General features: G+C 70.0%; 19 protein-coding genes and 1 pseudogene. 8 read left to right on the top strand and 12 right to left on the bottom strand.

All coding sequences use genetic code 11. From position 1 onward, the window contains the following. Positions 1–87 precede the first annotated feature (87 nt). On the top strand, positions 88–2,244 hold the full coding sequence (locus ABZT93_RS16090) for an alpha-galactosidase (protein WP_356104506.1): 2,157 nt from the start codon (positions 88–90) through the stop codon (positions 2,242–2,244). A 164-nt stretch (positions 2,245–2,408) separates the two neighbouring features. On the opposite strand, the gene ABZT93_RS16085 is transcribed toward ABZT93_RS16090, so the two are convergent. After that, positions 2,409–2,864, bottom strand: coding sequence for a hypothetical protein (locus ABZT93_RS16085; protein WP_356104504.1), 456 nt, complete (start codon positions 2,862–2,864; stop codon positions 2,409–2,411). Positions 2,865–3,550: 686 nt separating this feature from the next. Here ABZT93_RS16085 and ABZT93_RS16080 point away from each other — a divergent pair. Further along, positions 3,551–3,769: pseudogene (locus ABZT93_RS16080) on the top strand (transposase); the annotation flags it as partial. A 4-nt stretch (positions 3,770–3,773) separates the two neighbouring features. On the opposite strand, the gene ABZT93_RS16075 reads toward ABZT93_RS16080, so the two are convergent. The 3 genes from ABZT93_RS16075 to ABZT93_RS16065 form a co-directional block, all read right to left on the bottom strand. Then, a complete protein-coding gene (locus ABZT93_RS16075) occupies positions 3,774–3,974 on the bottom strand; it encodes a hypothetical protein (RefSeq protein WP_356104501.1) in 201 nt (66 codons plus the stop codon). 10 nt (positions 3,975–3,984) lie between these two features. Beyond that, the gene (locus ABZT93_RS16070; protein WP_356104498.1) at positions 3,985–4,242 is read right to left on the bottom strand and encodes a hypothetical protein; all 258 of its coding nucleotides are present in this window, start codon (positions 4,240–4,242) and stop codon (positions 3,985–3,987) included. A 198-nt stretch (positions 4,243–4,440) separates the two neighbouring features. Next, a complete protein-coding gene (locus tag ABZT93_RS16065; RefSeq protein ID WP_356104495.1) occupies positions 4,441–6,645 on the bottom strand; it encodes a DNRLRE domain-containing protein in 2,205 nt (734 codons plus the stop codon). Between ABZT93_RS16065 and ABZT93_RS16060 the strand changes: the two genes are divergently transcribed. Continuing rightward, positions 6,634–10,002, top strand: a complete 3,369-nt coding sequence (locus tag ABZT93_RS16060) for an RHS repeat-associated core domain-containing protein (RefSeq protein ID WP_356104493.1) — start codon at positions 6,634–6,636, stop codon at positions 10,000–10,002. The two genes, ABZT93_RS16065 and ABZT93_RS16060, sit on opposite strands and share 12 nt — an antisense overlap. Before the next feature lie 84 nt (positions 10,003–10,086). After that, positions 10,087–10,905, top strand: a complete 819-nt coding sequence (locus ABZT93_RS16055) for a hypothetical protein (RefSeq protein WP_356104491.1) — start codon at positions 10,087–10,089, stop codon at positions 10,903–10,905. Between the two features lie 582 nt (positions 10,906–11,487). Here ABZT93_RS16055 and ABZT93_RS16050 read toward each other — a convergent pair. The 5 genes from ABZT93_RS16050 to xylB all read right to left on the bottom strand — a co-directional run bounded on the left by ABZT93_RS16050 (position 11,488) and on the right by xylB (position 18,017). Beyond that, a complete protein-coding gene (locus ABZT93_RS16050; protein WP_356104488.1) occupies positions 11,488–13,011 on the bottom strand; it encodes an aldehyde dehydrogenase family protein in 1,524 nt (507 codons plus the stop codon). Between the two features lie 56 nt (positions 13,012–13,067). Continuing rightward, positions 13,068–14,348: a GAF domain-containing protein gene (locus tag ABZT93_RS16045; RefSeq protein ID WP_356104485.1), complete on the bottom strand. Its 1,281-nt coding sequence runs from the start codon at positions 14,346–14,348 to the stop codon at positions 13,068–13,070. A 96-nt stretch (positions 14,349–14,444) separates the two neighbouring features. After that, positions 14,445–15,044 (bottom strand): N-acetylmuramoyl-L-alanine amidase, encoded by a 600-nt coding sequence (locus ABZT93_RS16040; protein ID WP_356104484.1) that lies wholly within the window; start codon positions 15,042–15,044, stop codon positions 14,445–14,447. Positions 15,045–15,355: 311 nt separating this feature from the next. Beyond that, complete coding sequence (locus ABZT93_RS16035) at positions 15,356–16,564, bottom strand: ROK family transcriptional regulator (RefSeq protein WP_356104481.1); 1,209 nt, start codon at positions 16,562–16,564, stop codon at positions 15,356–15,358. A 7-nt stretch (positions 16,565–16,571) separates the two neighbouring features. Beyond that, positions 16,572–18,017, bottom strand: a complete 1,446-nt coding sequence (gene xylB / locus ABZT93_RS16030; RefSeq protein WP_356104479.1) for a xylulokinase — start codon at positions 18,015–18,017, stop codon at positions 16,572–16,574. A gap of 146 nt (positions 18,018–18,163) precedes the next feature. Here xylB and xylA point away from each other — a divergent pair, with 146 nt between their 5' ends. Then, a complete protein-coding gene (gene xylA, locus ABZT93_RS16025) occupies positions 18,164–19,330 on the top strand; it encodes a xylose isomerase (protein WP_356104477.1) in 1,167 nt (388 codons plus the stop codon). Between the two features lie 180 nt (positions 19,331–19,510). Then, positions 19,511–19,966, top strand: coding sequence for a hypothetical protein (locus ABZT93_RS16020; protein WP_356104474.1), 456 nt, complete (start codon positions 19,511–19,513; stop codon positions 19,964–19,966). Positions 19,967–20,017: 51 nt separating this feature from the next. Here the strand turns inward: ABZT93_RS16020 and ABZT93_RS16015 are convergent, their stop codons facing one another. After that, positions 20,018–20,698: a TetR family transcriptional regulator gene (locus ABZT93_RS16015; RefSeq protein ID WP_356104471.1), complete on the bottom strand. Its 681-nt coding sequence runs from the start codon at positions 20,696–20,698 to the stop codon at positions 20,018–20,020. A gap of 100 nt (positions 20,699–20,798) precedes the next feature. Here ABZT93_RS16015 and ABZT93_RS16010 point away from each other — a divergent pair, with 100 nt between their 5' ends. Both ABZT93_RS16010 and ABZT93_RS16005 read left to right on the top strand, forming a co-directional pair. Next, positions 20,799–21,644 carry a patatin-like phospholipase family protein gene (locus ABZT93_RS16010; protein ID WP_356104468.1) on the top strand — a complete coding sequence of 282 codons (846 nt, stop codon included), beginning with the start codon at positions 20,799–20,801 and terminating at the stop codon, positions 21,642–21,644. Between the two features lie 52 nt (positions 21,645–21,696). Then, a complete protein-coding gene (locus tag ABZT93_RS16005) occupies positions 21,697–22,872 on the top strand; it encodes a cytochrome P450 (protein WP_356104465.1) in 1,176 nt (391 codons plus the stop codon). On the opposite strand, the gene ABZT93_RS16000 is transcribed toward ABZT93_RS16005, so the two are convergent. Together ABZT93_RS16000 and ABZT93_RS15995 are read right to left on the bottom strand one after the other, a co-directional pair. After that, positions 22,852–24,120, bottom strand: coding sequence for an SWF or SNF family helicase (locus ABZT93_RS16000; RefSeq protein ID WP_356104462.1), 1,269 nt, complete (start codon positions 24,118–24,120; stop codon positions 22,852–22,854). The two genes, ABZT93_RS16005 and ABZT93_RS16000, sit on opposite strands and share 21 nt — an antisense overlap. Then, on the bottom strand, positions 24,117–26,777 hold the full coding sequence (locus ABZT93_RS15995; RefSeq protein ID WP_356104825.1) for a DEAD/DEAH box helicase: 2,661 nt from the start codon (positions 26,775–26,777) through the stop codon (positions 24,117–24,119). The genes ABZT93_RS16000 and ABZT93_RS15995 overlap by 4 nt, the downstream gene beginning before the upstream one ends. Between the last annotated feature and the right edge of the window lie 4 nt (positions 26,778–26,781).

The following is a 26,781-nucleotide window of genomic DNA, read 5'->3' as shown; positions in this document are numbered from 1 at the left end:
GGGCGATCGGTCGGGGAAGTCCGCTGCTTCGGGATCATGGCGCAAGCCACCCGGCACTCAGCCCCCACCCGCAGAAAGGAAGACGCGTTGACCACCGCTGCCGATGCATCCGAGGAAACGCTTCTCTGGTCCCATGAAGCCCTCGGGCTGCAAGCCGTCGCGGATGTCGCGGGGGTGGTCAGGCTGGGAGCGCCGGGCCAGGAACGGAGCACGCTGCTCCCGCTGGTCGAGGTGACCGCCACCGGACACGGCCGCACCTGGTCGGGGGAGCGTTTCATCGACACGGCCATCGGCGAGCGCCTGACGTATCGCGGCCACGAGACGAGCCAGGACGGGGACTGGCACTGCACCGCGATACGGCTCCGGGACCCGGAGACCGGCCTGGTCGCGGAGGTGAGTCTGCGTACCTGCCCGGGCGCCGGCTCCCTGCGCACGCAAGCGCGTCTGGTCAACGAGGGCAGCGGTCCGCTGCAACTGGAGAGTGTGTCGAGCCTGGCCCTCGGCGGCATCGCCGGCGGCGCCCTCGACGAACTGACCCTGCACTGGGCGGACAACGACTGGCTCGCCGAGTGCCGTTGGCGTGCCGCCGCCTTCCGTGATCACGTCGTCGCGCTGAACCGGTCCGCCCACGGTCACGAAGGACGCGGCTGCTTCGAGCGGTACTCGCAGGGCAGTTGGTCCACGGGACGACACCTGCCGACGGCCGCGCTCACCGACGCGAGCGGGCGGGCGTGGCTGTGGCAGATCGAGTCCGGCGCGGGCTGGCGGTACGAGACCGGTGAACGCGAAGGTGCCGCCTATGTCGCCCTGTTCGGCCCCGACGACGCCCACCACCAGTGGCGCCGGACCCTGGAGCCCGGCGAGGAGTTCACCACCGTCCCGGCCGTACTCGCCGGGGTCGAGAGCGGTGGCCTGGACGCCGCGTTCGGCGAACTCACCGCCTACCGCCGCCGTATCCGCCGCGACCACCCGGACCACACGCACCTTCCGGTGATCTACAACGACTACATGAACACCCTGATGGGAGACCCCACCACCGACAAGCTCCTGCCGCTCATCGAGGCCGCGGGAGCCGCCGGCGCCGAGGTGTTCGTCATCGACGCGGGCTGGTACGACGACGACGCTCAGGGCTGGTGGGATGCCGTCGGGGCCTGGGAGGCGGCCGACAGCCGCTTTCCGGGCGGCATCCAGCGGGTCCTGGACGCCATCAGGGAGCACGGCATGACCCCGGGACTGTGGATGGAGCCCGAGGTGGTCGGAGTCCGTAGCCCCCTGGCCGCCGCGCTGCCCCCCGAGGCGTTCTTCCGCCGCGGCGGAATCCGCGTCACCGAACACGGCCGCCACCATCTGGACCTGCGCCACCCCGCCGCCCGCGCCCACCTCGACCAGGTCGTGGACAGGCTCGTGGGGGAGTGGGGGGTGGGCTACCTGAAGTTCGACTACAACATCAACATCGGTCCCGGCACGGAGAACGGCGCCGAGAGCGCGGGCGCGGGCCTGCTCGGTCACCATCGCGCCCATCTCGACTGGCTAGGCTCCCTGCTCGACCGATACCCCCACCTGGTCCTGGAGAACTGCTCGTCGGGCGGGTTGCGCATGGACTACGCGCAGCTCGCGGTCGCCCAGCTGCAGTCCACCAGCGACCAGCAGGATCCCTTGCGCTATCCGCCCATCGCAGCGGCGGCGGCCACCGGGGCCACCCCCGAACAGGCCGCCGTCTGGGCCTACCCCCAGCCGCACTTCACCCCCGACGAGATCGCCTTCACCCTCACCGGCGCGCTGGCCGGCCGCATCCACCTGTCAGGGTTCCTCGACCGCATGAGCCCGGAGCAGTTCGACCTCGTGCGTTCGGGCATCGGCGTCTACAAGGCCCTCCGCTCGGCTATCCCGCACAGCCGCCCGTTCTGGCCCCTGGGACTGCCCTCGTGGGAGGACGCGTGGATCGCCTACGGCTGGAGCAGCGCCGACGCCACCTGGCTCACGGTATGGCGACGCGAAGCGTCTGCCGACCAGGCCGCCGACAGCACTTGCACCGTCACGATCGACCACCTGCGCGGCGCCCGTCTCACACCCACACCCCTCTACCCCGCCACCGCCGACGCCACCGCGGACTGGGACATCGCCCACGGCCGGCTCACCGTCCGTCTGCCCCGCCCCGACACGGCCGTACTCCTCCGCCTCGACCCAGGTCGGCCGGAGGGCAACAGTGCCTCCGGCCAACCCACTGGACGTGCCGGTGGGTGATCAGACCGACGGCGAGTCCGAGCAAGGCTTCGTGGGGTCGTGGCGTCGTTCCCGACGAATCCGCAGCCGCCGGAAGCCATGCAGCCAGGAACGTGTCCAGACCGGTGCCGTGCGGCTGTCCCCGCTCGGCGATCGCGGGCCCTACGCCTCAGCCCCGTCTCATGTCAGGGAAGGCGTTGCTGGGCCGCCGGCACGTCCTGCGCATCTCCGGCGAAGGCAAGGATTCCGTGCACGTAGCGCAACGGGTGGGAGCCGCTACCGCGATTCGCGAAATCATCCAGCAATTGGTAGCCGGCGCAAAGGGCGACTTCATTTCCCTGGTATGATTCCAGGTTGATTACTGCGGCCTCGAGAAGGCCGACTTCTTCGGCAAGCAGAGGAATGCTGCCGCGTCCTCCGATTGAGCTGAATCCGGCGCGCGCGTAAAGCGATGGTATGAGTTCGGACCCGCTGGCTCTGGCGAGGGTGTCTCCATCTGTATCGCTCAATTCGAGGATGCAGTTATGAGCATGCTCCATGACCTCTATGAGGGCACCGACTTCGCGGGGCGTGATCGCAATCGCATTCGGGCTCGGGGGTATCTCGGGCTCGCTGGGCTGGTCACGGCGGCGTCGGCGCATCGATCTCTCCGGGAAGGACCTGCACTATTGGAGTTCCGCTTGGTGTCCGGCTGCTCTGCCTACAGTCGATAATGCGGGAGTCAAGCGACGCACGTAGCCTACCGTAAGCGCTTTCCCAGTCCAAAGCCCCCAATTACTGTTTGTGTTGATTTGCTCCAATTTTGCCAGGTGGGACGTGCCGTTTTACGTCGCTCGCCTCGAAACGGCTCGACCAGGAGTGGGAGTCGCTCACTCCGCCGGCCGTTTGCGGAGGACCGAATCGCCCGGCTCCCGCAGCTGTGGCACGCCGACGATGCCGCATGCGTGAATCGCGACCTGCCCGGTCCGCGGCTGGACCGGGCAGGTGTCACCTGGGGGCCGGAGAACAACACTGCCTCCGGACCACCCACTTGAGGGTCTAGAAGAAGCCGAGCTTCTTAGGGCTGTAAGAACAAAGAATGTTCTTGGTCTCATGGTGGTACACGAGCAGTATCCACGCTGACCTGCGGTGACGGTGCGCTGCCAGCGAGCATATGGCAACGTGGTCCGGGAATGGACCGGATCTTGGTCTCGGACACGTGAGTCGGACTACCCCTCGGCCTACTCCATGCGAGGCGTTCACAGACGCAGCTGCCGCTGGTCGTCAAGTTTCGCCGCGGCGTCGCTAAAGGCATTGCTCGGTCGAGGGCTACGTTGAGCTGATGTGGATCAACAGCGAGATCAAGCGCCGGACCGACGTCGTCCAGCTCTTCCCCAGCGACGACGCCCTGCTGCGACTAGTCACCACCGTGCTCTTCGAGATGCATGACGAGTGGATCGCCTTCCCCCGGAGCTACCTCCCCGAAGGCAGCATGGACGAGATCTACCGCGAACTCCCCGAAAGTGCCCCAGCGCTACCGAACACCACGAAGGCGCCCACCGGTTGATCCGCTACACCATCGGCGTCGGCGTCGGCGCCGGTGCCCCGTCCCCGTCACCGTTCCCGCCCACCATCTCAGCGAAGGCACCGAGCAGGGAGCGTTCCAGCGGGCTGTCGGCCAGATGGTCGGAGAACTGAGCGGTGTAGTCGTCGGCGATCGTGTCGTACGAGGTACGGGTGGGCCGTATGAAATCAGGGGTCTCGGCGGTCACGGACCGCACCCTAGCGGGGCTCGTCGGTCCGCCAGGTGAAACCGTCCAGAGAGCCAGGTGGAGTTTCCTCGACCGTCACCGGCGGATGCCGCCACCGCAGGACCAGCGACACCGCCGAGGCCATCAACCACCCCGCCAGAGTCATCACGACCAGAACCGCCAGAAACAGCCCCGCCAGCCCCAGGAACCCGAATTTCGCCAGCATCCAGGGAATCTGATCTTCACCACAGCCACAGGCCAACCGGCCGTCCGCCAAAGGGCTCGTCATACGACCAGCGTGCCCACATCCCGCACTGCAAGTACACAGCGTCGTCGAACCGTCGCCCGACGGCGACGGTTCCGGGATCCTGCGCCGAGGCGACACAGGGCCTCCCGAGACTCGGGAACGGGGGCGCCACCCCCTTTTCCCCACCAGGAGGCCCTGCGTGTCGCTGTGTGCCTGTTGGGTGGCCTGGCGGCCTCCAGGTCAGCCGAGGGCTTGCTTGTACGTCCAGCTTCCGGAGCCGATGACGGTGGAGGGTGTGCCGACCGTGCTGCGGCCTCCGGGATAGAAGCGGGCCGAACCGTCGGCCATGAGTGCCCAGATGTCCGGAATCTTGTCCCCGTTGACGTCCGGTGTGCCACGGAACAGCCGGATGTCGGTGCGGTACCAGCCGGACGCTGCGTACTCACCGTCCTTGCCACCCGCAGAAGCCGCCGCGGAAGCCAGTGAGTTCAGGTCGACGCCTCCGCCACTCGTAGCCGCTTTGCCCGTGCGGAGCAGCAGGCGGCCGCTGGCGTTGGTGCGGTACAGCAGGTCGGCGACGTTGTCACCGCTGATGTCCTGGACGCTGACGAGGTCGCGGTCGGTCCATACCGACGAGGCAAGCATGCTGGCCGACTTGTAGGAGCCGCCTTCGTAGCCGGAGAACACCCAGAGTTGGCCATCGGTAGTGACGACGAACAGATCCGGGTTGCCGTCGGCGGTGATGTCACCGGTGGCTACGATCTGGCTGTACGAGGCCGGGTCAGGAGCCGTGGACGGCAGGTAGATCTCCTGGCGCTTGTCGACGTTGACCGCGCCGTAGCCGTCGCCGGGGTAGAGCCAGAGCTTGCCGCCCAGGCGGGCCACCAGGTCCTGTACCCCGTCGCCGTGGTAGCTGTCGCCGAAGTGGGTGATCAGGGCGTCCTTCCAGTATCCCGTCGGCAGGGACGAGTATTTCGGCTCGTCCGAATCGTTCGGGTCCCGGTCAGGGTTGTTGCGGTAGGCGCCGGGCATGGAGATGTGCAGGTCACCGGTGCCCTTGGTGAGGTCCGTGGTCGCCTCGGACGGGTAGAGCCGAAGATCGCTGTTGCCGTCGATGACGAACACGTCGGGCAGCTTGTCGCCGGTCGCGTCTCCGGGTGCGTCAGCGGTGTCGCGGGGCGTGACGTAGAAGAAGTATTTGCTGGGCTGAGACACGTTCCCCGCGCTGTCCACGGCGCGGACATACAGCAGGTTGGGTCCGGCCTCCGGCGGTTTGACGCCGCTGACGGTCACGGTGGTGGAGTCGGTGAGCTTGCGGGTGACCGGCGGCAGGTCGTAGGAGCCGTTGAAGCCGTACTCGAAACGCACTGCGTCGCTGGAGCTCTTGAAGCTGAAGCCGCCGGCGGTGCCGAACTTCTTGCCGCTCCAGGCGCTGTCGCCGTTGTCGTCGGTGTCGCCGTCGTGGTTGGCGTCGGCGTCCGGGAAGTCGGTGGAGGTGACCTTGGGCGATTGGGGCGGTGTGCCGTCGAAGGTGAAGCGGCACGGTATGTCGCCCTTGGGCGCGTTCGTCGAGGAGGAGCCTCTCTTGTCGATCGAGCGAGCCTGCCAGGAATAGGTCTTGCCGGTCACGAACTTCGAAGCGGGGATCTCGTCGGTGTGTACGCGAGCTTTGGACCCTCCGCCGTCGCCGACGGAGATGTCGGGGTGGGTGATGGGATGGTCCCCATCACCTGTGGGCCATAGGTCGAAGTGGATCTTCGACAGGTTGCCGTCAGGGTCGCTGGCGCTGGCATAGAGGGTGATGGCCGTCTTGCCGACGTTGACGTACTTGCCGTCCTTGTCCGCGGTCGTGTCGCAGTACAAGTCGGGATCCATGTCGAGGTTGGTGGGCTCCTTGGGCGGCCGGTTGTAGTCGAGATCCACGTATGGGTCGTCGCCGCCGTCGGCCTGGAACTTCTTCCACGCGAACTGGTCGTTTTCGTTGTGTGCGCGAAGGCCCAGGGTGAGGGTGTCCCAGCCGCCGTCGACGGCCTGGACAGCGGCGTCCTTGACGTCGAAGGCCACGTAGTCGTCGGGGCAGCGTGACGAACGGTAGCCGTGCGCGACGTCCTTGGAATCCAGCTCCTCGTACCACTTCGGCTGATTCGACCACGAGGTGTCGCCGTCGATGGCACCGGTCCGATACACCTCGACGACGCGCCCGTCGCAGGACCACGAGTAGGTCTCGCGCGCGTGCAGAGTGGCGCTGTACACCTTGGCGCCCTTCAGCTTGGGATCCCAGTCGATGGTGAAGAAGGAGCGGGAGGTTCCCCAGGTGTCGGATTCGAAGCCGACACGGGCTTCGTGCGTACCGGAGTTGAAGCCCTTGCCGTTGTAGAACTTGGCCTCACACGCAGCGAATTCGACGCCTTCGGCCGCCTGGTCAAGGGCTGGATGCCGTCCCATTCCTCCGGAACCCAGAATCCGGACGTCCAGATCTCCTACCAGATCACCTCCGGTACCAAGCCCACGGCCGTCACCGTCAAATCCCTGCGCGACGACGGTGGGTACGACGCACAGATCACGCTCTACGACGGCATGCTGCGGCCCATCCAGACCCAGAGCCCCGCTCACGGGCCCGGCCGGATCGTCACCGACACCAAGTACAACGATCACGGCCTGGTCTCCCAGACCAACAACCCCTACCTCGCCCAGGGCGAACCAGAGGCGGAGCAGTTCAAGCCGAAGAGCGACACGCTCGTGCCCAGCGGGAGTGCCACGACCTTCGATGGTCTGGAGCGTCCGGTCAAGGTCACCACCGTCCAGAGCGGTGCCGCCGTCTACTCCGGTTCCACGGTCTACGGCGACGACTACTCGCTCACCAAGCCCGCCGGCGGCGCCACACCTGCCACCAAGACATGGACGGATGCCCTCGGTCGCGTCACCCGTATCCAGCACTACACCAAGTCCGACCTGAGCCAGTGGCGGGACACCGTCTACGAGTACGACCCCCGCGGTAACCGAAGCAAGGTCACCGACGAGGCCGGAAACGTCTGGAGTTACCTCTACGACGCACGAGGCAGGGTCACCGACTCCTACGACCCCGACACCGGCCACTCCTCCTTCGGCTACGACGACGTCGACCGCCGGACGAAGACCGTAGAAGGACGGGAAAGGGCCGTCTACACCGAGTACGACGCGATCGGTCGCATCAAGGCCACACGTGAAGGCAGCGAATCCGCGGCCCCGACCCGCGAATGGGAGTACGACACCCTGGCCGGCGCCGACGGCATGCTTGCCGCGACCGTCCGCCACGACGCCAGCGGCGACTACGTCAACCGCGTGACCGGCTACGACGCCGATTACCGGATCACGAGCCGAGAAGTCGTCATCCCCAACACATCCCCGCTCACCAAGGGCGTCGCGGGCACATACCAGTACGCGTACACCTACACATCGACCGGCAAGCTGCGCAGTACGACCCTGCCCGCCACGCCCGGCGGACTCGCCCGGGAAGAAGTGATCACCCGGTACGACAGCGACGGCCTGGCCGAATCGACCTCGGGCTTGGCCTGGTACACCGCGGACGTCAGCTACTCGCCCTACGGCGAAGCCCTACGCACGGCCACAGGCCCTCAGCCCTACAGGGTATGGAGCACCAACTTCATCGACGACCACACCGGACGCCTCCTGCGCACAGTCACCGACCGCGAGACCGCAGGCCCGCACAGGCTCGCGGACACCCGCTACTCGTACGACACGGTCGGCAACGTGACGTCCGAAGCATCCCAGGACGCCACCGCTACCTCCACGGCCTGGGACACCCAGTGCTTCACCTACGACGCGATGGGGGAACTGGTCCACGCCTGGACCTCGAACATCACCCCCGGTACCAGTGGCACCGGTTGCAAAGCAGCCAACGGAACCGCCTGGGGCTACCGCAGCGACGGACAGCGCTCCACAGGTCCCATCGCCAACGCCCCGGACGTCCAGAGCGATGCCACGGCACCCGATGACGCCCTGAAGACGTCACTTGCCAACGCCGCACCGGACACCACCACCGTGGCCACGGGCACCAGCTACTGGGACTCGTACACCTTCGACGCCATCGGCAGCCGGGCCACCCAGACCCAGCACGCCACTGCAAGCGGCATTGACACCAGCCAGGACGTCACACGCACGTACGGCTACGGAAAACTCGTCACAGGCAACGGCACAACCCAGTCGACACTCACTCAGCCGCACACCCTCACGAGCGTCACCAGTGCGAAGGGCGGAACCGCCACCGGCACGCAGTCCTACGTCTTCGATGCTGCCGGCAACACCATCACCCGTCCCGGTACCACCCAGAACCAGTCCCTGACCTGGACGGCCGAGGAAAAGCTGGACACCGCGGCCGCCGAGGGAACCACCACCCAGTACGTCTACGACACCGACGGCAACCGCATCCTCCAACACTCCTCCGCGGGCACCACGCTCTACCTCGGCGAGACCGAGATCATGGCCGACGGCTCTGGCACTCCCCTCAACGCCGTCCGTACCTACAGTCAGGCCGGAGCCCCGACCGTCGTCCGCACGACCAACGGCTCGACCACCGGTCACAAACTGAGCTGTCTGATCACCGACCAACTCGGCACCGCGAGCATCGCGGTAGACCTCGGCAAGGACCAGACGGTTACCCGCCGAGCCTTCAAGCCCTACGGCGAGACCCGCGGCACCAAGCCGGGCAGCTGGCCCAACCAGCACACCTACCTCGGCGTCGGCATCGACGACACCAACACCGGCCTTACTCACCTCGGCGCCCGTGAATACGACCAGAACACAGGCCGTTTCGTCTCCGCCGACCCGGTCTTCGACATCGCCGACCCGCTCCAGATGAACGGGTATGCCTACGCGAACAACAACCCGGTCACGCGGAGCGATCCCACCGGCCTCGAAAGCTGCGGCCCCTCCAATTACAGCTGCACCAGGGACACCATCGACACCATCAACAAGGGTGGAGGTGGTACCGGAGGTGGGGCCGCCGGCGACGACAATAAGGGAAAGGACAAGCAGGGCAAGACGGTCGTCCGCAACGGGGGAGAATCCAACCTGACTACGGCTTGCAGCGGCGCGGCCATGGGCGCGATGAAGAACCCGCACGACGTAGCTGTCTGCAAGACCGGGGAGGCGGCTGCGGAGTGGGCAGCGGCCCACAACGTCGACGGGTACGTCACGGTGGACATTGGAGATGGATCCAGATCCTTCAACCATATCCCGGAGGGCCACCGGAAGAAGAAAGCTGGATCGAACGGTGAAGCGGACGTCATTCTCTGGGCCAAGGGGCGGGTCTACATCTGGGAGGTAAAGCCCAACCCTGGAAAGGGGAAGGACGATACGTACGCTTTCCGAGACGGCCCGGACCAACTAGCCAACTATGTGAACAAGCTAAGGAAGTACCTCCGGAGCGAGGGAGACGCCCGCGCCGTTCAAGTGGGTCCGTCGATCGCCAGAAAGGAATTCACCTGGAGTAGGTACAGAGGCGCTGTGTGGTCCAGAGCGGATTATCCGGGAATGCGGTACTACGGCCTCGACGATGACGATGACGACGAGCCCACACCGCAGCCCAGCCCGGGCCCGACCGACATCCAGAAGCCGACACGCACCCCGACGGCCGAACCGACCCCCTCCGCGACCGGAACTTACGGCCCGGGATCGCCTGCCGGTGACTACAGCGGCGAAGTCGTCGCGGTCGGCGGCGGAGTGACGTTCTTCTCCATCGTGATGGCAGCGGGCAACGTCTTGTCCAAGGGGCCTGGCTGCCTCGTGGGTGGCATGTGCTGAGATTTCACGGCTGGTGGCTCGCCGTCCACGTATCGTGGGCGGCGGCTCCGGACGGTGAAGCCGCTTGAGAAAGATGAGTGACGTATGGACGTGTACATGGAGGCGACCCTTGACCCGCGCGGCGTGGCTGAGCGGGGCGCAGCGGCGGTTTCCTGGTTTCACAAGGCGTTGTCCGGGCCGCTCGCCGAACTCGTCCGGCAGGAGGAGCGGGCTGAGAATGGTGTGCACAGCGGGACGTCCATCCGGCAGTCCGAGGGAAGTCGGCGAACTCATATAAATCATCTGGGCAGGAACCGCAGTCGGCTGGATGAGGAACTTGAAAAGAGTCCGGAATGGGCTGTCACGGAGTTCTACGGCGAAGATGTTCTCGCGCGCGTGCAGTGTTCCTGCTTCCCAGTGGAGGGGGAATGGTCGCGGTTCGTCGTGGCCCTCCAGGCGGGAATGCCGCGGCTGTCCGATGCGGAGTACTGCACAGCACTCGTCGATTTCTTCGCTCAAGCCCTCGACGAGCTGAATCCGATGTTCGCCCGCATTGAAAGGGACTCCTTTTCGGACTGGTCGAACATCGAGGCCGCCCTGACGCGCGATCTCGATGAATCGCTGCCAGAGGGCCGGGAGTTCCTGCGTGGCTACGCATGGGTCACGGTGTGCCCTCAAGAACTGGCAATCCGGCTGGGTGGCCCTCAGTCGCTGGCGGACTCCGGAGTCTTCCACCGCGTGGTACCGCTGCAAGCGGGTGGAGTCCTCCTGCAAGCTTCGGAGACACTGAGCGGATACACGGACCAAGTCATGGAACGGGTGTTCACGGTGCTCGCCCCCGTACTGCCGGAAGGCCAACCCGTGCCGGATCCGGCCCATCCCAACCTCCGCTTCGTGCTGCGAGACGCCAGCCAGGTCCGTTGAGCGGCCCTCGACCGATCCGATTCCTGAGGGCTCTTTCCTCAAGGCTGTCCCGCTGCCTGGGGAGGCCCCCAGCCGCGGTGTCACTTCTCTCCCGCACGCTTCATGGCGGCAACGCCAGGGCTTATCACTGCCTGGATAGGGCTCCAGCGGTTCGAGCCCGGCTTCCCGCATGATCAACACCGGATCGCGCGGATCCTTCCGCGGACGTCCCGTCGCCACCCGGCCTCCCCCTGCATTGTTCACTTCCGAGGGAGGATCGCATGCGGCACTGACAACGGCCTTGTTCACGCCGGGAAGCTGGGGGGCGGGCCGACTTCACGGCGGCCTTCCTGCCCGGCCATTTCTGCTGTCCTCTCTCGGCGGTTCGGGTGCTGCCTCCGGGCACTGGACGGGTCGCTGCGCCTGTGGGCGGGCGGCTCGCGGGGGTAACGTCCTCCGGCATAAATTGGTCCGCGACTGGTCCGAGTGGATCTTCACTGGGCGCCAGAGAGTGACTGGAAGAAACCAACTGATTGCATTGGGTAGCTGTCGTGTCGGGCTGCCTGGAGCGCATCGGCACCTCCAGGCAACCGACTTGAGCCTCTAGAAGAACCCAAGTTTCTTCGGGCTGTATGAAACCAAAACGTTCTTCGTCTGCTGATAGTGCTCCAGCATCATCTTGTGCGTCTCCCGCCCGATCCCCGACTGCTTGTACCCGCCGAACGCGGCGTGCGCCGGGTACGCGTGGTAGCAGTTGGTCCAGACGCGGCCCGCCTGGATCGCCCGTCCTGCCCGGTACGCCGTGTTCATGTCCCGGGTCCACACGCCCGCCCCGAGGCCGTACAGCGTGTCGTTGGCGATCTTCACGGCGTCGTCGAAGTCGTCGAAGGATGTCACCGAGACGACGGGGCCGAAGATCTCCTCCTGGAAGATCCGCATACGGTTGTCGCCCTCGAAGATCGTCGGCTGGACGTAATAGCCGCCCTTCAGCTCGCCGTCGTACTCGATGCGTTCACCACCCGTGAGGACCTTCGCGCCCTCCTGCCGGCCGACGTCCAGGTAGGAGAGGATCTTCTCCAGCTGGTCGTTGGAGGCCTGGGCGCCGATCATCGTGTCGGTGTCGAGCGGGTGGCCCGGCTTGATGAGCTCGGTGCGGGCGACGGCCGCCTCGAGGAACTCGGCGTAGTTGCCGCGCTGGATCAGGGCCCGGGACGGGCAGGTGCAGACCTCGCCCTGGTTGAGAGCGAACATCGTGAACCCTTCAAGAGCCTTGTCACGGAAGTCGTCGTCCCGCGCCCAGACGTCGTCGAAGAAGATGTTCGGCGACTTGCCGCCGAGTTCGAGGGTCACCGGCTTGATGTTCTCCGAGGCGTACTGCATGATCAGCCGCCCTGTGGTGGTCTCGCCGGTGAACGCCACCTTGGCCACCCGCGGACTCGACGCGAGGGGCTTGCCCGCCTCCACCCCGAAGCCGTTGACGATGTTCACCACGCCCGGCGGCAGCAGGTCCGCGATCAGGCTCATCCAGTAGTGGATCGAGGCCGGGGTCTGCTCGGCGGGCTTGATGACGACCGCGTTGCCCGCCGCGAGCGCCGGGGCCAGCTTCCACACGGCCATCAGGATCGGGAAGTTCCACGGGATGATCTGCGCGACGACGCCGAGCGGCTCGTGGAAGTGGTACGCCACCGTGTCGTCGTCGAGCTCGCCGAGCGAACCCTCCTGCGCACGGATCGCCCCCGCGAAGTACCGGAAGTGGTCGATGGCGAGGGGGATGTCGGCCGCCAGGGTCTCGCGCACCGGTTTGCCGTTCTCCCAGCTCTCCGCGACGGCCAGCTGCTCCAGGTTCGCCTCCATCCGGTCGGCGATCTTCAGGAGGATGTCGGAGCGTTCGGTCACCGAGGCCCGGCCCCAGCCGGGCGCGGCGGCGTGCGCGGCGTCCAGCGCCCGCTCCACGTCTTCCGCGGTGCCCCGCGCCACCTCGGTGAAGGACTGCCCGTTCACCGGGGACGGGTTGTCGAAGTACTGGCCGCGCGCCGGCGGCACGTACTCGCCCCCGATGAAGTGGTCGTAGCGCGCCTGGTAGGAGACGATCGCGCCCTCGGTTCCGGGTGCCGCGTATCGGGTCATGCTGGCCGGCCTCCTTCAGCAGCGCCGCCCGCCGTTGGGCGGCTCTGCGCGTGAGGCTAGGAGCGCGGACGTTGCAACCACGTTGCCGTCGGCGCGGCCAGCTCCGACTCCAGCGCGGCCAGCCGGGCCCCGACGCTCGCCGTGGGCCGTACGGCCGCGAGGGCCCGCCACACCTCGATGTCGTCCTCGCCCCACGGCGCGTGTGCCCAGTCCGCCAGCAGGTCGGGATCCCGGCGGGCGACCAGCGCCGTCCGCAGTCCGTCCGCGACCCGCCGTCTGAGCCGCACCACCGCCGGAGCCTGCGACGCAGGCAGGAGCGGACCGGCGTAGCCCGTCGCCGCCGCGGCGACCGCCCCGCTCTCCAGCCGCCGCTCGACGATCGCCACGTCCGACTCGACCGGCACGGTCAGCCGGTACGGCCGTGACGCCAGCAGCCCCGGCCCCAACACCCTGCGCAGCCGTGCCAGTTCGGCCCGCAGCGTCACCGGCGTCACCGACTCGTCCTCGTACAGCGCGCACAGCAGCTCGTCCCCGCTCAGACCCTCCGGGTGCCGGGACAACAGCACCAGGATCTCGCTGTGCCTGCGGCTGAGCCGGACGCTGCGACCGTCGCCGGCCAGCAGTGCCTCGTCCCGGCCCAGTGCGCTCAGCTCGGGGCTGTCGGTGGCCGGTTGCTGGGGGAGGAGCAGCGCCAGCTGGGACTCGGCGGCCCGCGCGACCGCCTGGACGAAGCCCAGGCTGTGCGGATGCGCGAGCCCGTCCCCGCCGGTGATGTCCACGGCCCCCAGTACCCGCCCGGTGCGCGGATCGTGCACCGGCGCCGCCGCGCAGGTCCACGGCTGCACCCGGCGGATGAAATGCTCCGCCGCGAACACCTGCACCGGCCGGTCCACCGCCACCGCCGTACCCGGGGCGTTCGTCCCGACGGCGGTCTCCGCCCACCGCGCACCCGGCACGAAGTTCATCCACTCCGCCTGCCGCCGGGTCCTCGCATGGCCCTCGACCCAGAGCAGCCTGCCGTGTTCGTCGCACACCGCGAGCAGATGCTCCCCGTCGGAGGCGAAGGTCCCCATCAGCTCACGGAACAGCGGCATGACCCGCGCCAGAGGATGCTCGGACCGGTACGAACCGAGGTCGCCGTCGCTGAGTTCGACGTCCGCCGTCCCGTCGGGCCCGACACCGGCCCGCGCGGAACGCCGCCACGAGTCGGCCACCACCGGTCGCACCGGCCGCTGCACCGTGCCCGCCTCGGTGAACGTCTCGTGCGCGCGCCGCAGCAGCCGGACACGCTCGGCAGGGTCGGCCCCCGGTTCCAGGGCAACCCATGGATCGGTCAACTCGGCCTCCCGGAACGCGATGCGGCTGGGAACATCGTCACTCCCGGTACGCGCGCAAACAACCTCTTCGACCGGCGCAGCCGAACAATGCGGCGCTCACACGGCGTCGACCATGCCCAGATAGCGCTCCCAGTCCCAGTACGACCCCGGGTCGGTGTGGTCCGTGCCCGGCACCTCGTAGTGGCCGATGATGTGCGCGCGGTCCCTTGGGATGCCGTATCTCTCGCAGATCCCCGCCGTGAGCTTCGCGGACTCCTGGTACAGGGCCTCGGTGAAGTAGGCCGGCCTGTCCACCCATGCCTCGTGCTCGATGCCGACGCTGCGGGTGTTGTAGTCCCAGTTCCCGGCATGCCAGGCGATGTCCGCCTCCCGCACGCACTGCGCGACATGACCGTCGGCCGATCGCACGACGTAGTGGGCGGACACCGCCTTCGCCGGGTTGCGGAAGATGTCCAGGGCGTCGGTGAATGAGGTCTGGGTGACGTGGATGACCACTCGGTCCACCTCGTAGGACCAGGGGCGGTCCGACGCCGTGAAGTTGGACGGCGTGGCGGGCTGCCACTCGGCGAGCGGGTGGTCGACGGGCTGTGGGGCAGCCCCGGCCTGCGCCTCGGGAAGCAGCGCGTACGGTACGGCGGCCAGGACGGCACCCTTCAGCAGCCTCCGTCTGTCGAGCAGCGGTCTGGCGCGTTCCATGGGTCGAGTGCCTTTCGTCTCAGCGGTGTTCGTCCAAGCGGGGTCACCGCGGTCTCACGGAGCAGGTCGGGCGCTCCGCGGTGAGTCTCGCGCGCCGGCAGCCCTTCCTTGCGGATCTCCGCCACGCGGGTGTGGTTGGTGTCGCGGACGAACGGGACCTCGCGAAGACCGGCTCGTCCACGACCAGTGCGTGCCTCGCGTGAATCACGGTACGGCGGCCGCCCGTTGGGCGCAGGGGTGCACGACCTTCCGGTGGACGACGCAGGGAATGTGGATAACCAGATCACCCGATGGGGTGAGTTGACGGGTGCTCAGGCCCGTTCGCCCACGACCGCAGGGTCGTCCAGCACGGCCCGCACCACCGAGTGGGCGGCCCCCAGGAGCGGGCCCTGCGAACCCAGGCCGGACACGGACACCGGACAGGCCGGACCCGCCGTGCGCCGGGCCAGCTCGTCCCGCAGGGAGGGCAGCAGCCAGGGCGCGAGCCCGGCCAGCGCACCACCGAGCACCACGGCTTCCGGGTCCAGGAGATTGACCGCCCCGGTCAGCGCGATGCCGAGTGCTTCCCCGGCCTCACGCAGGGCGCCCCGTACGCCCTCGTCGCCGTCGGCCGCGCGCTGGGCGAGGAGTCCGACCCGGTCCTCGCCCGGTTCCAGACCGGCCGCCCGCAGCACCGCCTCCTCGCCGGCGTACTGCTCCAGACAGCCGCGCCCGCCGCACGGGCACCGGGGCCCGTCCGGGCGGACCGGGACATGGCCGAGCTCGCCCGCGAACCCCCGGGTGCCGCGCAGCAGTTGCCCGTCCACGACCAGCGCGGCGCCGATGCCGATCTCCGCCGAGACGTGCAGGAAGTCATGGGGGGTGCCGTCGCCGAGCCAGAGTTCGGCCAGCGCGCCGAAGTTGGCCTCGTTGCCCACGGTCAGGGGGAGGTCCTCGGGCAGCAGGGTGCCCAGGTCCGTGTCCTGCCAGTCGAGGTTCGGGGCGCGGACGACGGTCCGGGCGTCACGCGCGACCAGACCGGGCACCGCCACCGCGAGACCGGCGGGCCACAGGCCCTCGCCCTCCGCCTCCGCGACCACCTGGCGTACCAGCGAGGCGAGTTCGGCGACCACCGGCTCGGGGGAGCGGCCCCGGTTCGCGCCGTACCGCACCGACCGCGCGCGCACCTGCCCGCGCAGATCGACAGCGCAGACCGCGAGGTGGTCCACGCCGACCTCGGCGCCTATCCCGGCAGGCCCGCGCCCGCTGACGGCGAGCGCGGAACCCGGCCTGCCGACCCGGCCGGGGCGCTCGGGGCCGAGTTCCTCGAGGAGTCCCGAGCGGATGAGCTCGTCGACGAGGGTCGACACCGCGGCCCGGGTCAGACCGATGCGCGAGGCGACCGCGGCGCGCGACAGCGGCCCCTCGGCGCTCACGGTGTGCATCACACGGGCCAGGTTGCGGCGGCGCATGCCCTGCTGGGTGTCGGGCAGGCCGCGCCCCGGACCCGTCGGGCGGGCGTCGTGCAGCGGTGCGGTCATGCCTCCCTCACTTCTCAGAGGTCCCCCGCTCCAGCAGCGGCGCCGCGTCGGAGAGTACCCCGGCGATCCTGGCCAGCGTCTCGTCGTCCCGCTCCACGGCCTCCAGCACCGGCCCGGCGGCGGTGTTCCAGCGCCGGGCGACCGCACCCGGGTCCTCGCCGGTCAGCAGCCCCGCGGCCTGCGCGGCGGCGCCGAGAGCGACCAGTTCCTTGGCCTCGGGCACCTGGACGGGACGCCCCGAGAGCCGTCGTACGGTGTGCTGCCAGGCCGTGCCCTGGGCGCCGCCGCCGATCAGCAGCAGTGGCGTCGAACGGTCCGCGTCCTCGTCGAGCACCAGGTCCAGCGCCCCGAGCAGCGCCTGCACGGCACCGTCGTAGGCGGCCTGGAGGAGCTGGCCGCCGGTGGTGTCGTGACGCAGGCCGTGCAGCAGCCCGGAGGCGTTCGGCAGGTTCGGGGTGCGCTCGCCGTCCAGGTAGGGCAGCAGGGTGACCCCCGAGACCGGCTCCACGGCCTCACGGTCCAGGCCCAGCAGGGCGGTGACACGGTCCACGGCGAGGGTGCAGTTCAGGGTGCAGGCCAGGGGCAGCCAGTCGCCGTGGGCGTCGGCGAAACCCGCCACGGTTCCGCTCGGGTCGGTGGGCCGCCGCTTCGACACCGCGTAGACCGTGCCGGAGGTGCCCAGGCTCATCACCGGCGTCCCCGGGCGCAGCCCGAGCCCCAGCGCGGCGGCCGCGTTGTCGCCGGTGCCGGGGGCGACCAGGGTGCCCTTGGAGAACGGCAGGTCATGGCCGTCGCGCACGGTGCCGGCCACCTCGCCGGGCCGGACCACGCGGGGGAGCAGCGCGGGGTCGAGACCCACGTGCGCGAGGATCTCGCTGTCGTACGACTCCGTCGCGGACGCCCACCAGCCGGTGCCGGAGGCGTCGCCGCGGTCGGTCGTGCCCTCCCCGGTGAGCCGCTCGGTGAGGTAGTCGTGGGGCAGACGGACGGCCTTCGTGGCGCGCAGGGCCTCCGGCTCGTGTTCGGCGAGCCAGGCCCACTTCGTGACCGTGAACGAGGCGCCCGGCACGCTTCCGGTCCGCTCCGCCCAGGCCTTCGGGCCGCCCAGTTCCTCGATCAGACGCAGGGCCTGCGGCGCGGAGCGCACGTCGTTCCACAGCAGGGCCGGCCGCACCGGCTCGCCCTGCGCGTCCAGGGTGACCAGGCCGTGCTGCTGGCCGCCGATCGACACCGCGGCGGCTTCGCGCGCGGCGTCCCCGCACTGGCGCAGGGCCTCGGACAGCGCGTCCCACCACTGGCGCGGGTCGCTCTCGCGGCCGGCCCCGGAGGACACGGTGTGCGGTGCCTGGCCGCGCGCGACGACCTGGCCGGTGGCCGCGTCGACCACCAGCGCCTTGGTGGACTGGGTGGACGTGTCCACGCCGACGACGAGCGGACCCTCGGCTGCTGACATCGGGCTCTCCCTTTTTGCGCGGCTCATGATCTTGATGCGGTTCGTGTCTCCCCCCGGAGACACCTTGTCTCTTCCCGGAGACGTGTGTGCATACTAATTTGTAAACCGCCATGACGAAATAGTCCGCAGCAGCAAGGAGCCGCGTCATGAACTACCAGCCCACCCCCGAGGACAGGTTCACCTTCGGCCTGTGGACCGTCGGCTGGCAGGGAAGGGACCCGTTCGGCGACGCCACCCGCCGTGCCCTCGACCCGGTCGAGACGGTGCAGCGCCTGGCCGAGCTCGGCGCCCACGGCGTGACCTTCCACGACGACGACCTGATCCCCTTCGGGTCCTCGGACAGTGAGCGCGAGGGTCACATCAAGCGTTTCCGTGAGGCCTTGGACGCGACCGGCATGAAGGTGCCGATGGCGACCACCAACCTCTTCACGCACCCCGTCTTCAAGGACGGCGCGTTCACCGCCAACGACCGCGACGTGCGCCGTTACGCGCTGCGCAAGACGATCCGCAACATCGACCTGGCGGTCGAGCTCGGCGCCGAGACCTACGTCGCGTGGGGTGGCCGCGAGGGCGCCGAGTCCGGCGGGGCCAAGGACGTGCGCGTCGCTCTCGACCGCATGAAGGAGGCCTTCGACCTCCTCGGCGAGTACGTCACCGAGCAGGGCTACGACCTGCGCTTCGCCATCGAGCCCAAGCCGAACGAGCCGCGCGGCGACATCCTGCTGCCCACGGTCGGCCACGCGCTCGCGTTCATCGAGCGCCTGGAGCGCCCCGAGCTGTACGGCGTGAACCCCGAGGTCGGCCACGAGCAGATGGCCGGCCTGAACTTCCCGCACGGCATCGCGCAGGCCCTGTGGGCGGGCAAGCTCTTCCACATCGACCTCAACGGCCAGTCCGGCATCAAGTACGACCAGGACCTCCGCTTCGGCGCAGGCGATCTGCGAGCCGCCTTCTGGCTCGTCGACCTCCTGGAGAGCGCCGGCTACGCCGGTCCGAAGCACTTCGACTTCAAGCCGCCGCGGACCGAGGACCTCGACGGCGTGTGGGCGTCGGCCGCGGGCTGCATGCGCAACTACCTCATCCTCAAGGAGCGTGCGGCCGCCTTCCGTGCCGACCCGCAGGTCCAGGAGGCCCTGCGCGCGTCGCGTCTGGACGAGCTGGCGCAGCAGACGGCCGCGGACGGCCTGAAGTCGCTGCTCGCGGACCGCAGCGCCTTCGAGGAGTTCGACGTGGAGGCGGCCGCCGCGCGCGGTATGGCCTTCGAACAGCTCGACCAGCTCGCCATGGACCACCTGCTGGGTGCGCGCGGCTGAACGAAACCCGCGCGCGTGTGCCGTCGGCTGTGAGTGGCCTGCGCCGACGGCACGCGCGCGTGCGGACCCGCCCCGACCCCTGCGCGGAATGTTCCGGAATCATGCGATCCACGGCATGAGGCGGTATCAACCTCCGCGCGGGGGTCGCCCCTTGACCGGTTCGAGGAGACTCTGGACGGTATGGCCATGCCGCCGGTACCGCCCCAGCCGCCCGGACCGCCGGGCGGCACACCGCCTCCGGGCGGTGGCTTCGGACCACCTCCCGACGATTTCGGGCACAACGGCCCGCACCCTTACGGCGGTATGCCGTCGACCCAGCCGATGGGGCCCGTCGGCGACCCGGGTCCGAGCGGGCCGAGAAGGCGCCGGAACCCGCTGTTCGCCCTGCTCGCCGTGATCGCGGCGGCCGTTGCCGTCGTCCTCGTCGTGGTCTTCATGGCCTCGGGCAGCGACGACTCGCCGGACAAGAGCCCGCCCGTCTCGACCAGCACGAGCCCTTCTCCCGAGGCGTCGTTCAGCCTGCCCACACAGCTGCCGAGCGAGTTGCCGAGCGAGCTCCCGTCGCAGCTCCCGAGCGGCATCCCCAGTGAGTTCCCGAGCGACCTGGAGTCACTGCTGCCCTCCCTGATCGGATGAGTCGCAGGCGGTGCGGGAACCCGGCGTGGGCCACCGTCGTCTCGACCCCGCTCACTCCGGGGAACCGCGCGGCGCCCGGTGTGGGCCCAAGCCCTGAAGGACGTCGCCGAGTTCGTCCGCGGTGAGCGCGGAGGAGGGCAGGGGCGTGACGGCCGGTGAGGCGCGCAGGCCGTCGAGGAGCAGGGCGAGGGGGCGGCGCCAGGCTTCGGGGCCGACGGCCGCGGCGAGGGAGGGGACGGCCCGGCCGAGCGCCGCCAGCGCGAACAGGACGTCCTCCGCCGTGGCGTCCGCGCGGACGCTTCCCTCTTCGCGGCCCCGACGCAGCAGCAGCTCCATGGTCGCCCGGTTGTGGGCGTGCACGGCCTGCAGCGACTCGACGCCCTCGAGGTGGGTGGTCATCAGGTCGTTGGTGCCGCGATCCGTGGCCAGCACGGCGAACACGGCCTCCAGGTAGCCGACCAGTCCCTCCCAAGGGTCCGTGGCGGCCCTGGCCCGCTCACCGGCGGCCATGGTGTCTGCCAGCGGGTCGCGGAAGACCGCGTCGACGAGTGCGGCACGACTCGGGAAGTGCCGGTAGAGCGTGGCATTCCCGACCCCCGCCCGCCGCGCGATCACGTCCAGGGGTGCCTCCAGCCCCTGCTCCGTGAACACCTCATGAGCGGCCTCGATCAACAACTCCCGGTTGCGTCGCGCATCGCGGCGCCGTACCGGCGCCGTCACGTCGTCCGTCATGATCGCCCTTTCGCACTACCGGGGAGTGCTCCCCGGTAGTGATGCTATCGTCGGCCGGGTAAATGGGGAGTACTCCCCACTTCGACGGGAGGGGTGGGACATGGACAGTACGGCGCTCGTCCTCGGCGGGGGCGGCCCCGTCGGCGGAGCCTGGATGACAGGAGTTCTCGCGGGCCTGTCCGACGCCGGTGTCGACCCGACCCGCGCGGACGTCGTGATCGGTACATCGGCCGGCGCGATCTTCGGTTCGCGTCTCCTCGCCGGCGAGCCCGCGGGCGAACTGTACGAACGCCAACTGGCCGGCGCCGACCGGGTGGACCTCCGCGTCGGCCTCGGCCGGACACTCCGCTTCCTGTGGGCCGCGCTGGGCTCCCGTGACCCGCAGCGCTCCGTGCAGCGCCTGGGACGAGCGGCGTTGAAGGCCCGTACGGGCCCCGAATCCGACGTGTTCGACGCGTTGCGCCCCTTGCTGCACACCTTGGGGGACTGGCCCGACCACGCGCTGCGGATCACGGCCGTTGACGCCCTGTCCGGGCAACTGACAGCCTTCGACGCCGCTTCGGGCGTGACCCTCCTCGAAGCGGTCGTCGCAAGCTGCGCCGTCCCCGTGATCTGGCCTTGCGTCACCGTGGCAGGGCGCCGATGGATGGACGGAGGCAGTCGCGCCACGGCCAACATCCACCTCGCGCGCGGCCATCACCACGTCCTGGCCGTCGCCCCGATCCCCGCTGCCGTGGGCCCCCATCCCGACGCCGGGCAGCAGGCGGCGGCCCTTGCCGCGGCAGGCGCCGACGTCACTCTCGTGACCCCGGACCGCGCCGCACGCCGTGCCATGGGCCGCGACATGACCTCCGTCGCGCGCGGCCCCGCCGCCGCCCGGGCCGGCCACGCCCAGGCGACGGAACTCGCGGCCTCGCTGAACGCGGTCTGGCGCGCCGGGCGGTAGAGGCCGGACCGGAACGCCGTAAGCCTGATGACCGCGACCGAAAGGAAGCACCATGCCCGCGCCCCCAATGGAGGAGCCGGCCCCGCACGGCTGTGGACCGGCCTCGGACCCTTACCCCTTCTACGCCGCGCTGCGGGCCAAGGGCGCCGTTCACCGCGTCCTCGTCCCCGGAAGCGGAGAGAGCTGGCTCGTCGTCGGCCATGACGCGGCGCGAGTGGCGCTGACCGACCCCAGTCTGCGCAACGACATCCGGCACTCCTCGTCCTGGCGGAGCGACGGCGGACACGCGGTCGGCCGCAACATGCTCCAGACCGACCCTCCGCAGCACACCCGGCTGCGCCGGCTGGTGGCGGCCCGCTTCACGGCCGGGAGCGTCGCCGCCCTGCGCCCGCGGATCGAAGCCATCGCGCTCGAACTCCTGGACGCACTGCCGGAGCGCGGAACCGCCGATCTGGTCGCCGGATACGCCAGGCCGCTGCCCGTAGCGGTGATCTGCGGCCTGCTGGGCGTGCCCGCGGCCGACCGCGCGGTGTTCCACACCTGGTCCGACGAACTGGTCAGGCCCACCTCTCCCGAGAGGGCGACCGCCGCCGGAGGCGCACTGACCGAGTACCTCAGCGACCTGATCTCCCGGGGACGCGAAGGACGGGCGTCAGGCCTGCTCGGTGACCTCGTGGCAGCCGCCGACCTCACTTCCGAGGAGATTCTCGGCATGGCGTTCCTGATCCTCGTCGCGGGCCACGAGACGACCGTCGACCTGATCTCCGGAACCGTCCACGCGCTGCTGGCCCACCCGGACCAACTCGCCCTGCTCCGCGCCGAGCCGGATCTGACCGGACCAGCGGTCGAGGAGTCGCTGCGCTACAACTCACCGGTCCACGCCACGGCGTTCCGCTTCGCGGCCGAGCCGCTCGACATCGACGGCACCCGGATCGAGGCGGGGGACTCCGTGCAGGTCTCGCTCGCCGCGGCCTCCCGCGATCCGCTGCGCTTTCCCGACCCCGACCGCTTCGACCTGCGCCGCACCACGCGCGCGCACCTGGGATTCGGCCACGGCCCGCACCACTGCCTGGGCGCCCCGCTGGCCCGCTCGGAGGCGACCGTCGCCCTGCGTCTGCTGCTGCGCCACCGGCCCGCTCTGGCCTTCGCGACCGACCCGGGCAGCCTTACCTGGCGCAGCAGCACCCTCCTACGGGGCCTGACCGAACTACCGCTGAGGTTCGGCTGAGACGAACTCCGCCGAAGCCAGAGCCGTCGCCGGATCCAGCGCCGCCGGGCCCGCGAGTGTCCAGCGCCCCCGCTCCTTCCGGTACGGCCACCACCGCCCGTCCCGCCCCAGGCGCACCTGGGTCGGCGCGCCGACGACCGTCCATCGGTTGCCGTCTGCCGTGAGCGAGGGCCGCTCGCCCTCGTCCCAGGCCGAGTCGAGAGCAGCACACGCGCGTGCGAGTGCGCTGCCCGAAGGCTCCCATTCCTCCTCCAGCACGGACAGCGCGTCCGCACCACCGAGCACCCACGCGCGCGTGGCATCCGCCAAGGACCGCACATCACGGCCCGAGCCGTCGGCGAGCCGTTCTGTCAGTGCCGGGCCGGGAGCGGCGACGGCGAGCCGCACCGAATCCTGAGCGATCGTCAGTTCGCGCACGTCATCTGGCCGTTCGGACGGCCGCCGGAGAGCCTCCGCGAGCAGGCGGTGAGCCTCCGCGGCGGTCCGGGCGGCCAGATGGTGGACGGCGACCGGGTCGACACCCGGTCCCGGCTGGGTCTCGGTGTCCAGCGACGGCGGCACCCCGGGCTCCTCGGGCAGCTCCGGGGGCGCGGGAAGGGGCGGCAGGAGGTCGCCGGACGCGTACGCCTCGGCGGCATCCACACCTTCCGGTTCGGGAGCCTCCTCCGCGGGCACGGCGCTGCGTGCCTGGAGGCCGTCCAGGAGCGCGTCTTCGCCGCGACCGCGCATCAGCAGCAGCACGAAGGGATCCTGGTCCAGCAGTCGCGCCACCTGATAGCAGAGGGCCGCCGTGTGTCCGCAGTGGTCCCAGGCGCCGCAGTCGCACTCCGGTTCCAGATCGCCGAGCCCCGGCAGGAGTTCGATGCCCTCGGACGCCGCGTCCTCCACCAGATGCGGCGGCATCTCGCGGTCGAGCAGCGCCGCGACGTGCCCGGCCCGTTCGACGGCCAGATCGAGCAGGCGGTCCCACTGCTCGGAGGGCAGTTCGGCCAGCAGGACGTCGGCGCGGTGCGCGGTGCGGTCACGGTCCAGGACGACGGCCGTGATCCGCCCGGGGCGTACCGACACCGCGCCCACCGCGCCCGCGCGTGCCAGCCTGCGGCCCGTCTTCACCTGCCCCGAGTCCAGCGCGGTGTCCTCCAGCGCCCGCAACCAGGCCCGGCCCCACCAGGTCTGCGCGAAACCCCGCCCGTGCGCGGGCGGCAGTGCCGCGAACGTGCGCTCCGTGTCACCGTTGTGCCCGTTCATCGTGCGCCCCCTCGCAGTTCCACCAGATCAGCCAGCTCCGCGTCCGTCAGCTCGGTCAGTGCCGCCTCGCCGGAGCCGAGCACCGCGTCGGCCAACTCCCGCTTGCGGCGCAGCATGTCGGCGATGCGGTCCTCGACCGTCCCCTCGGCGATCAACCGGTGCACCTGTACGGGGCGCGTCTGGCCGATGCGGTACGCGCGGTCGGTGGCCTGCGCCTCGACGGCCGGGTTCCACCAGCGGTCGTAGTGGACGACATGCTCGGCCCGGGTGAGGTTCAGCCCGGTGCCGGCGGCCTTCAACGACAGCAGGAACACGGGCACTTCACCCTCCTGGAACCGCCGCACCAGCGCCTCACGCCGGGCGACCGGCGTCCCGCCGTGCAGGAACTGCGACGGCATGCCACGCGCCACGAGATGCCGCTCGATCAGACGGGCCATGCGCACGTACTGCGTGAACACCAGGACGCTCGCCCCTTCGGCGACGATGGTGTCGAGGAGCTCGTCCAGCAGTTCGAGCTTTCCGGAACGGCCGGCGATCCTCGGCCGCTCCTCCTTGAGGAACTGCGCCGGGTGGTTGCAGATCTGCTTCAGCCCGGTCAGCAGCTTCACGATCAGCCCGCGCCGAGCCATGCTGTCCGCCCCGGCGATCTCCGCCAGGGTCTCGCGCACCACGGCCTCGTACAGGCCGGTCTGTTCCGGGGTGAGCGACACGGCACGGTCGGTCTCGGTCTTCGGCGGCAGCTCCGGGGCGATTCCCGGATCCGACTTGCGGCGCCGCAGCAGGAAGGGGCGCACCAGCCGGGCGAGCCGCTCCGCGGCGGCCGGGTCCTGACCGCTCTCGACGGCCTGCGCGTACCGAGCGCGGAAGGTGCCGAGCCGGCCCAGCAGACCCGGAGTCGTCCAGTCGAGGATCGCCCACAGCTCCGATAGGTTGTTCTCCACCGGGGTTCCCGTGAGCGCCACGCGTGCGCGTGCCCCGATGGAACGCAGCTCCCGGGCGGTCGCCGAGTACGGGTTCTTCACATGCTGGGCCTCGTCCGCCACGACCATCCCCCACGAGGCTTCGGCGAGGCGGGGCGCGTCCAGGCGCATCGTGCCGTACGTGGTGAGGACGAACTCCCCGTCGACCAGGCCGTCGAGCTCGCGTCGCGGACCGTGGAAGCGGCGCACGGGCGTACCCGGGGCGAACTTCTCGATCTCGCGCTGCCAGTTGCCCATCAGGGACGTCGGGCACACCACGAGGGTGGGGCCGGCGGTCGCCGGGTCGGTCTGCCGGTGCAGATGCAGCGCGATCAGGGTGATTGTCTTGCCGAGCCCCATGTCGTCGGCCAGACAGCAGCCGAGGCCCGAGGACGTCATCCGGGCCAGCCAGTTCAGGCCGCGGCGCTGGTAGTCGCGCAAGGGCGCGGCGAGCGCGGCGGGTTGCGGGACCGGCTCCTGCGCCTCCGGGTCCGCCAGCCGGTCCCGCAGGGCCGCCAGCCACCCGGTGGGCCGCACCTCGACCCGGTGGCCCTCGACCTCGGCGGAGCCCGTCAGAGCGGCCCTCAGGGCGTCGACGGGCGTCACCTTGTGGTCCTGCCGGGCACGGGCCCGGCGCACCTCCTGCGGGTCGACCAGCACCCACTGGTCTCGCAGCCGCACCACAGGACGATTGGCCTCGGCAAGCCGGTCCAGCTCCTCGCGCGTGAGCTGCTGGTCGCCCAGCGCGAACCACCAGTCGAACGCGAGCAGTGCGTCGGCGGACAGGAACGACGGAGTGTCCGACGCCGCCCGGTCGTGGTCGTCCGGCGGACCGACCATCGCGCGCGTGGTGAGCTTTCCGGCCATGCCCTTCGGCCAGTGCACCTCGACGCCCAGGTCGCCGAGAGCTCGCGCACCCGCTCCGAGCAGATCGGTGATCTCCTCGTCGGTGAGTTCGACCGCGTCCGGGACGGCCGCCGAGAGCAGCGGGGCGAGCGGGGGCCACGCGCGTGCAGCCCTGCGGAGCGCGAGCAGGCCGTCCATCCGTGCGTGGGGCCCGAAGGCGGTGGCACCGCCCCACACGTCGGCGGCGTCGGCCACGATCGTCGGATCGCTCACGCTGTGCACCTGGAGAACGGCCCGGAAGGTGGGCGCCTCGCCACCGGTCAGGCCGCGCACCTCGATCCGCAGCGAGACCCGTACGCCCACGTCGTGACCCGCGGCGACGTCCGCCGCCCACGCCCGCTGCTCGGGTACGTGCTGCGGTTCCCGGGCGGCGTAGGCGGGTCCGCCCGTCACGAGGGGGGCCGCGGGGGAACGGGGCAGGGCGTCGGCGATCGCGTCGAGGAAGGAGCGCAGCAGTTGTTCGGGTCCGGGCAGCCGGAGCGGTTCGGCGGTGCTCAGCGGTACGGCGTGCGCCTCGGCCGGCATCGCCGCGGCGAGCCGGTGGACCCGCTCGACGTCCGCGGCGCCCAGGGGCCCCACGCGCCAGGCGTCGTGGTCGGTGGGGGACAGGCCGGGCAACAGCAGTCCTCGTGCCACGCACTGCAGGGCCAGTACGGCCGCGGTGCCCCAGAAGACGGTCGCCCGGTGCGCGTGCGTGGAGGTACGCGCACGCGTGAGGACCGGTAGGGCGGCACGGACCGGGAGTGACACCGTGGGCACGCTCACCAGTTCCACACCGCTGTCGCCCGGCATCACG

The sequence above is a fragment of the Streptomyces sp. NPDC005303 genome (assembly GCF_040607335.1).
GTDB lineage: Bacteria > Actinomycetota > Actinomycetes > Streptomycetales > Streptomycetaceae > Streptomyces.
Note: the sequence above shows the minus strand (reverse complement) of the source record. Positions and strands in the feature narration are given on the sequence as shown.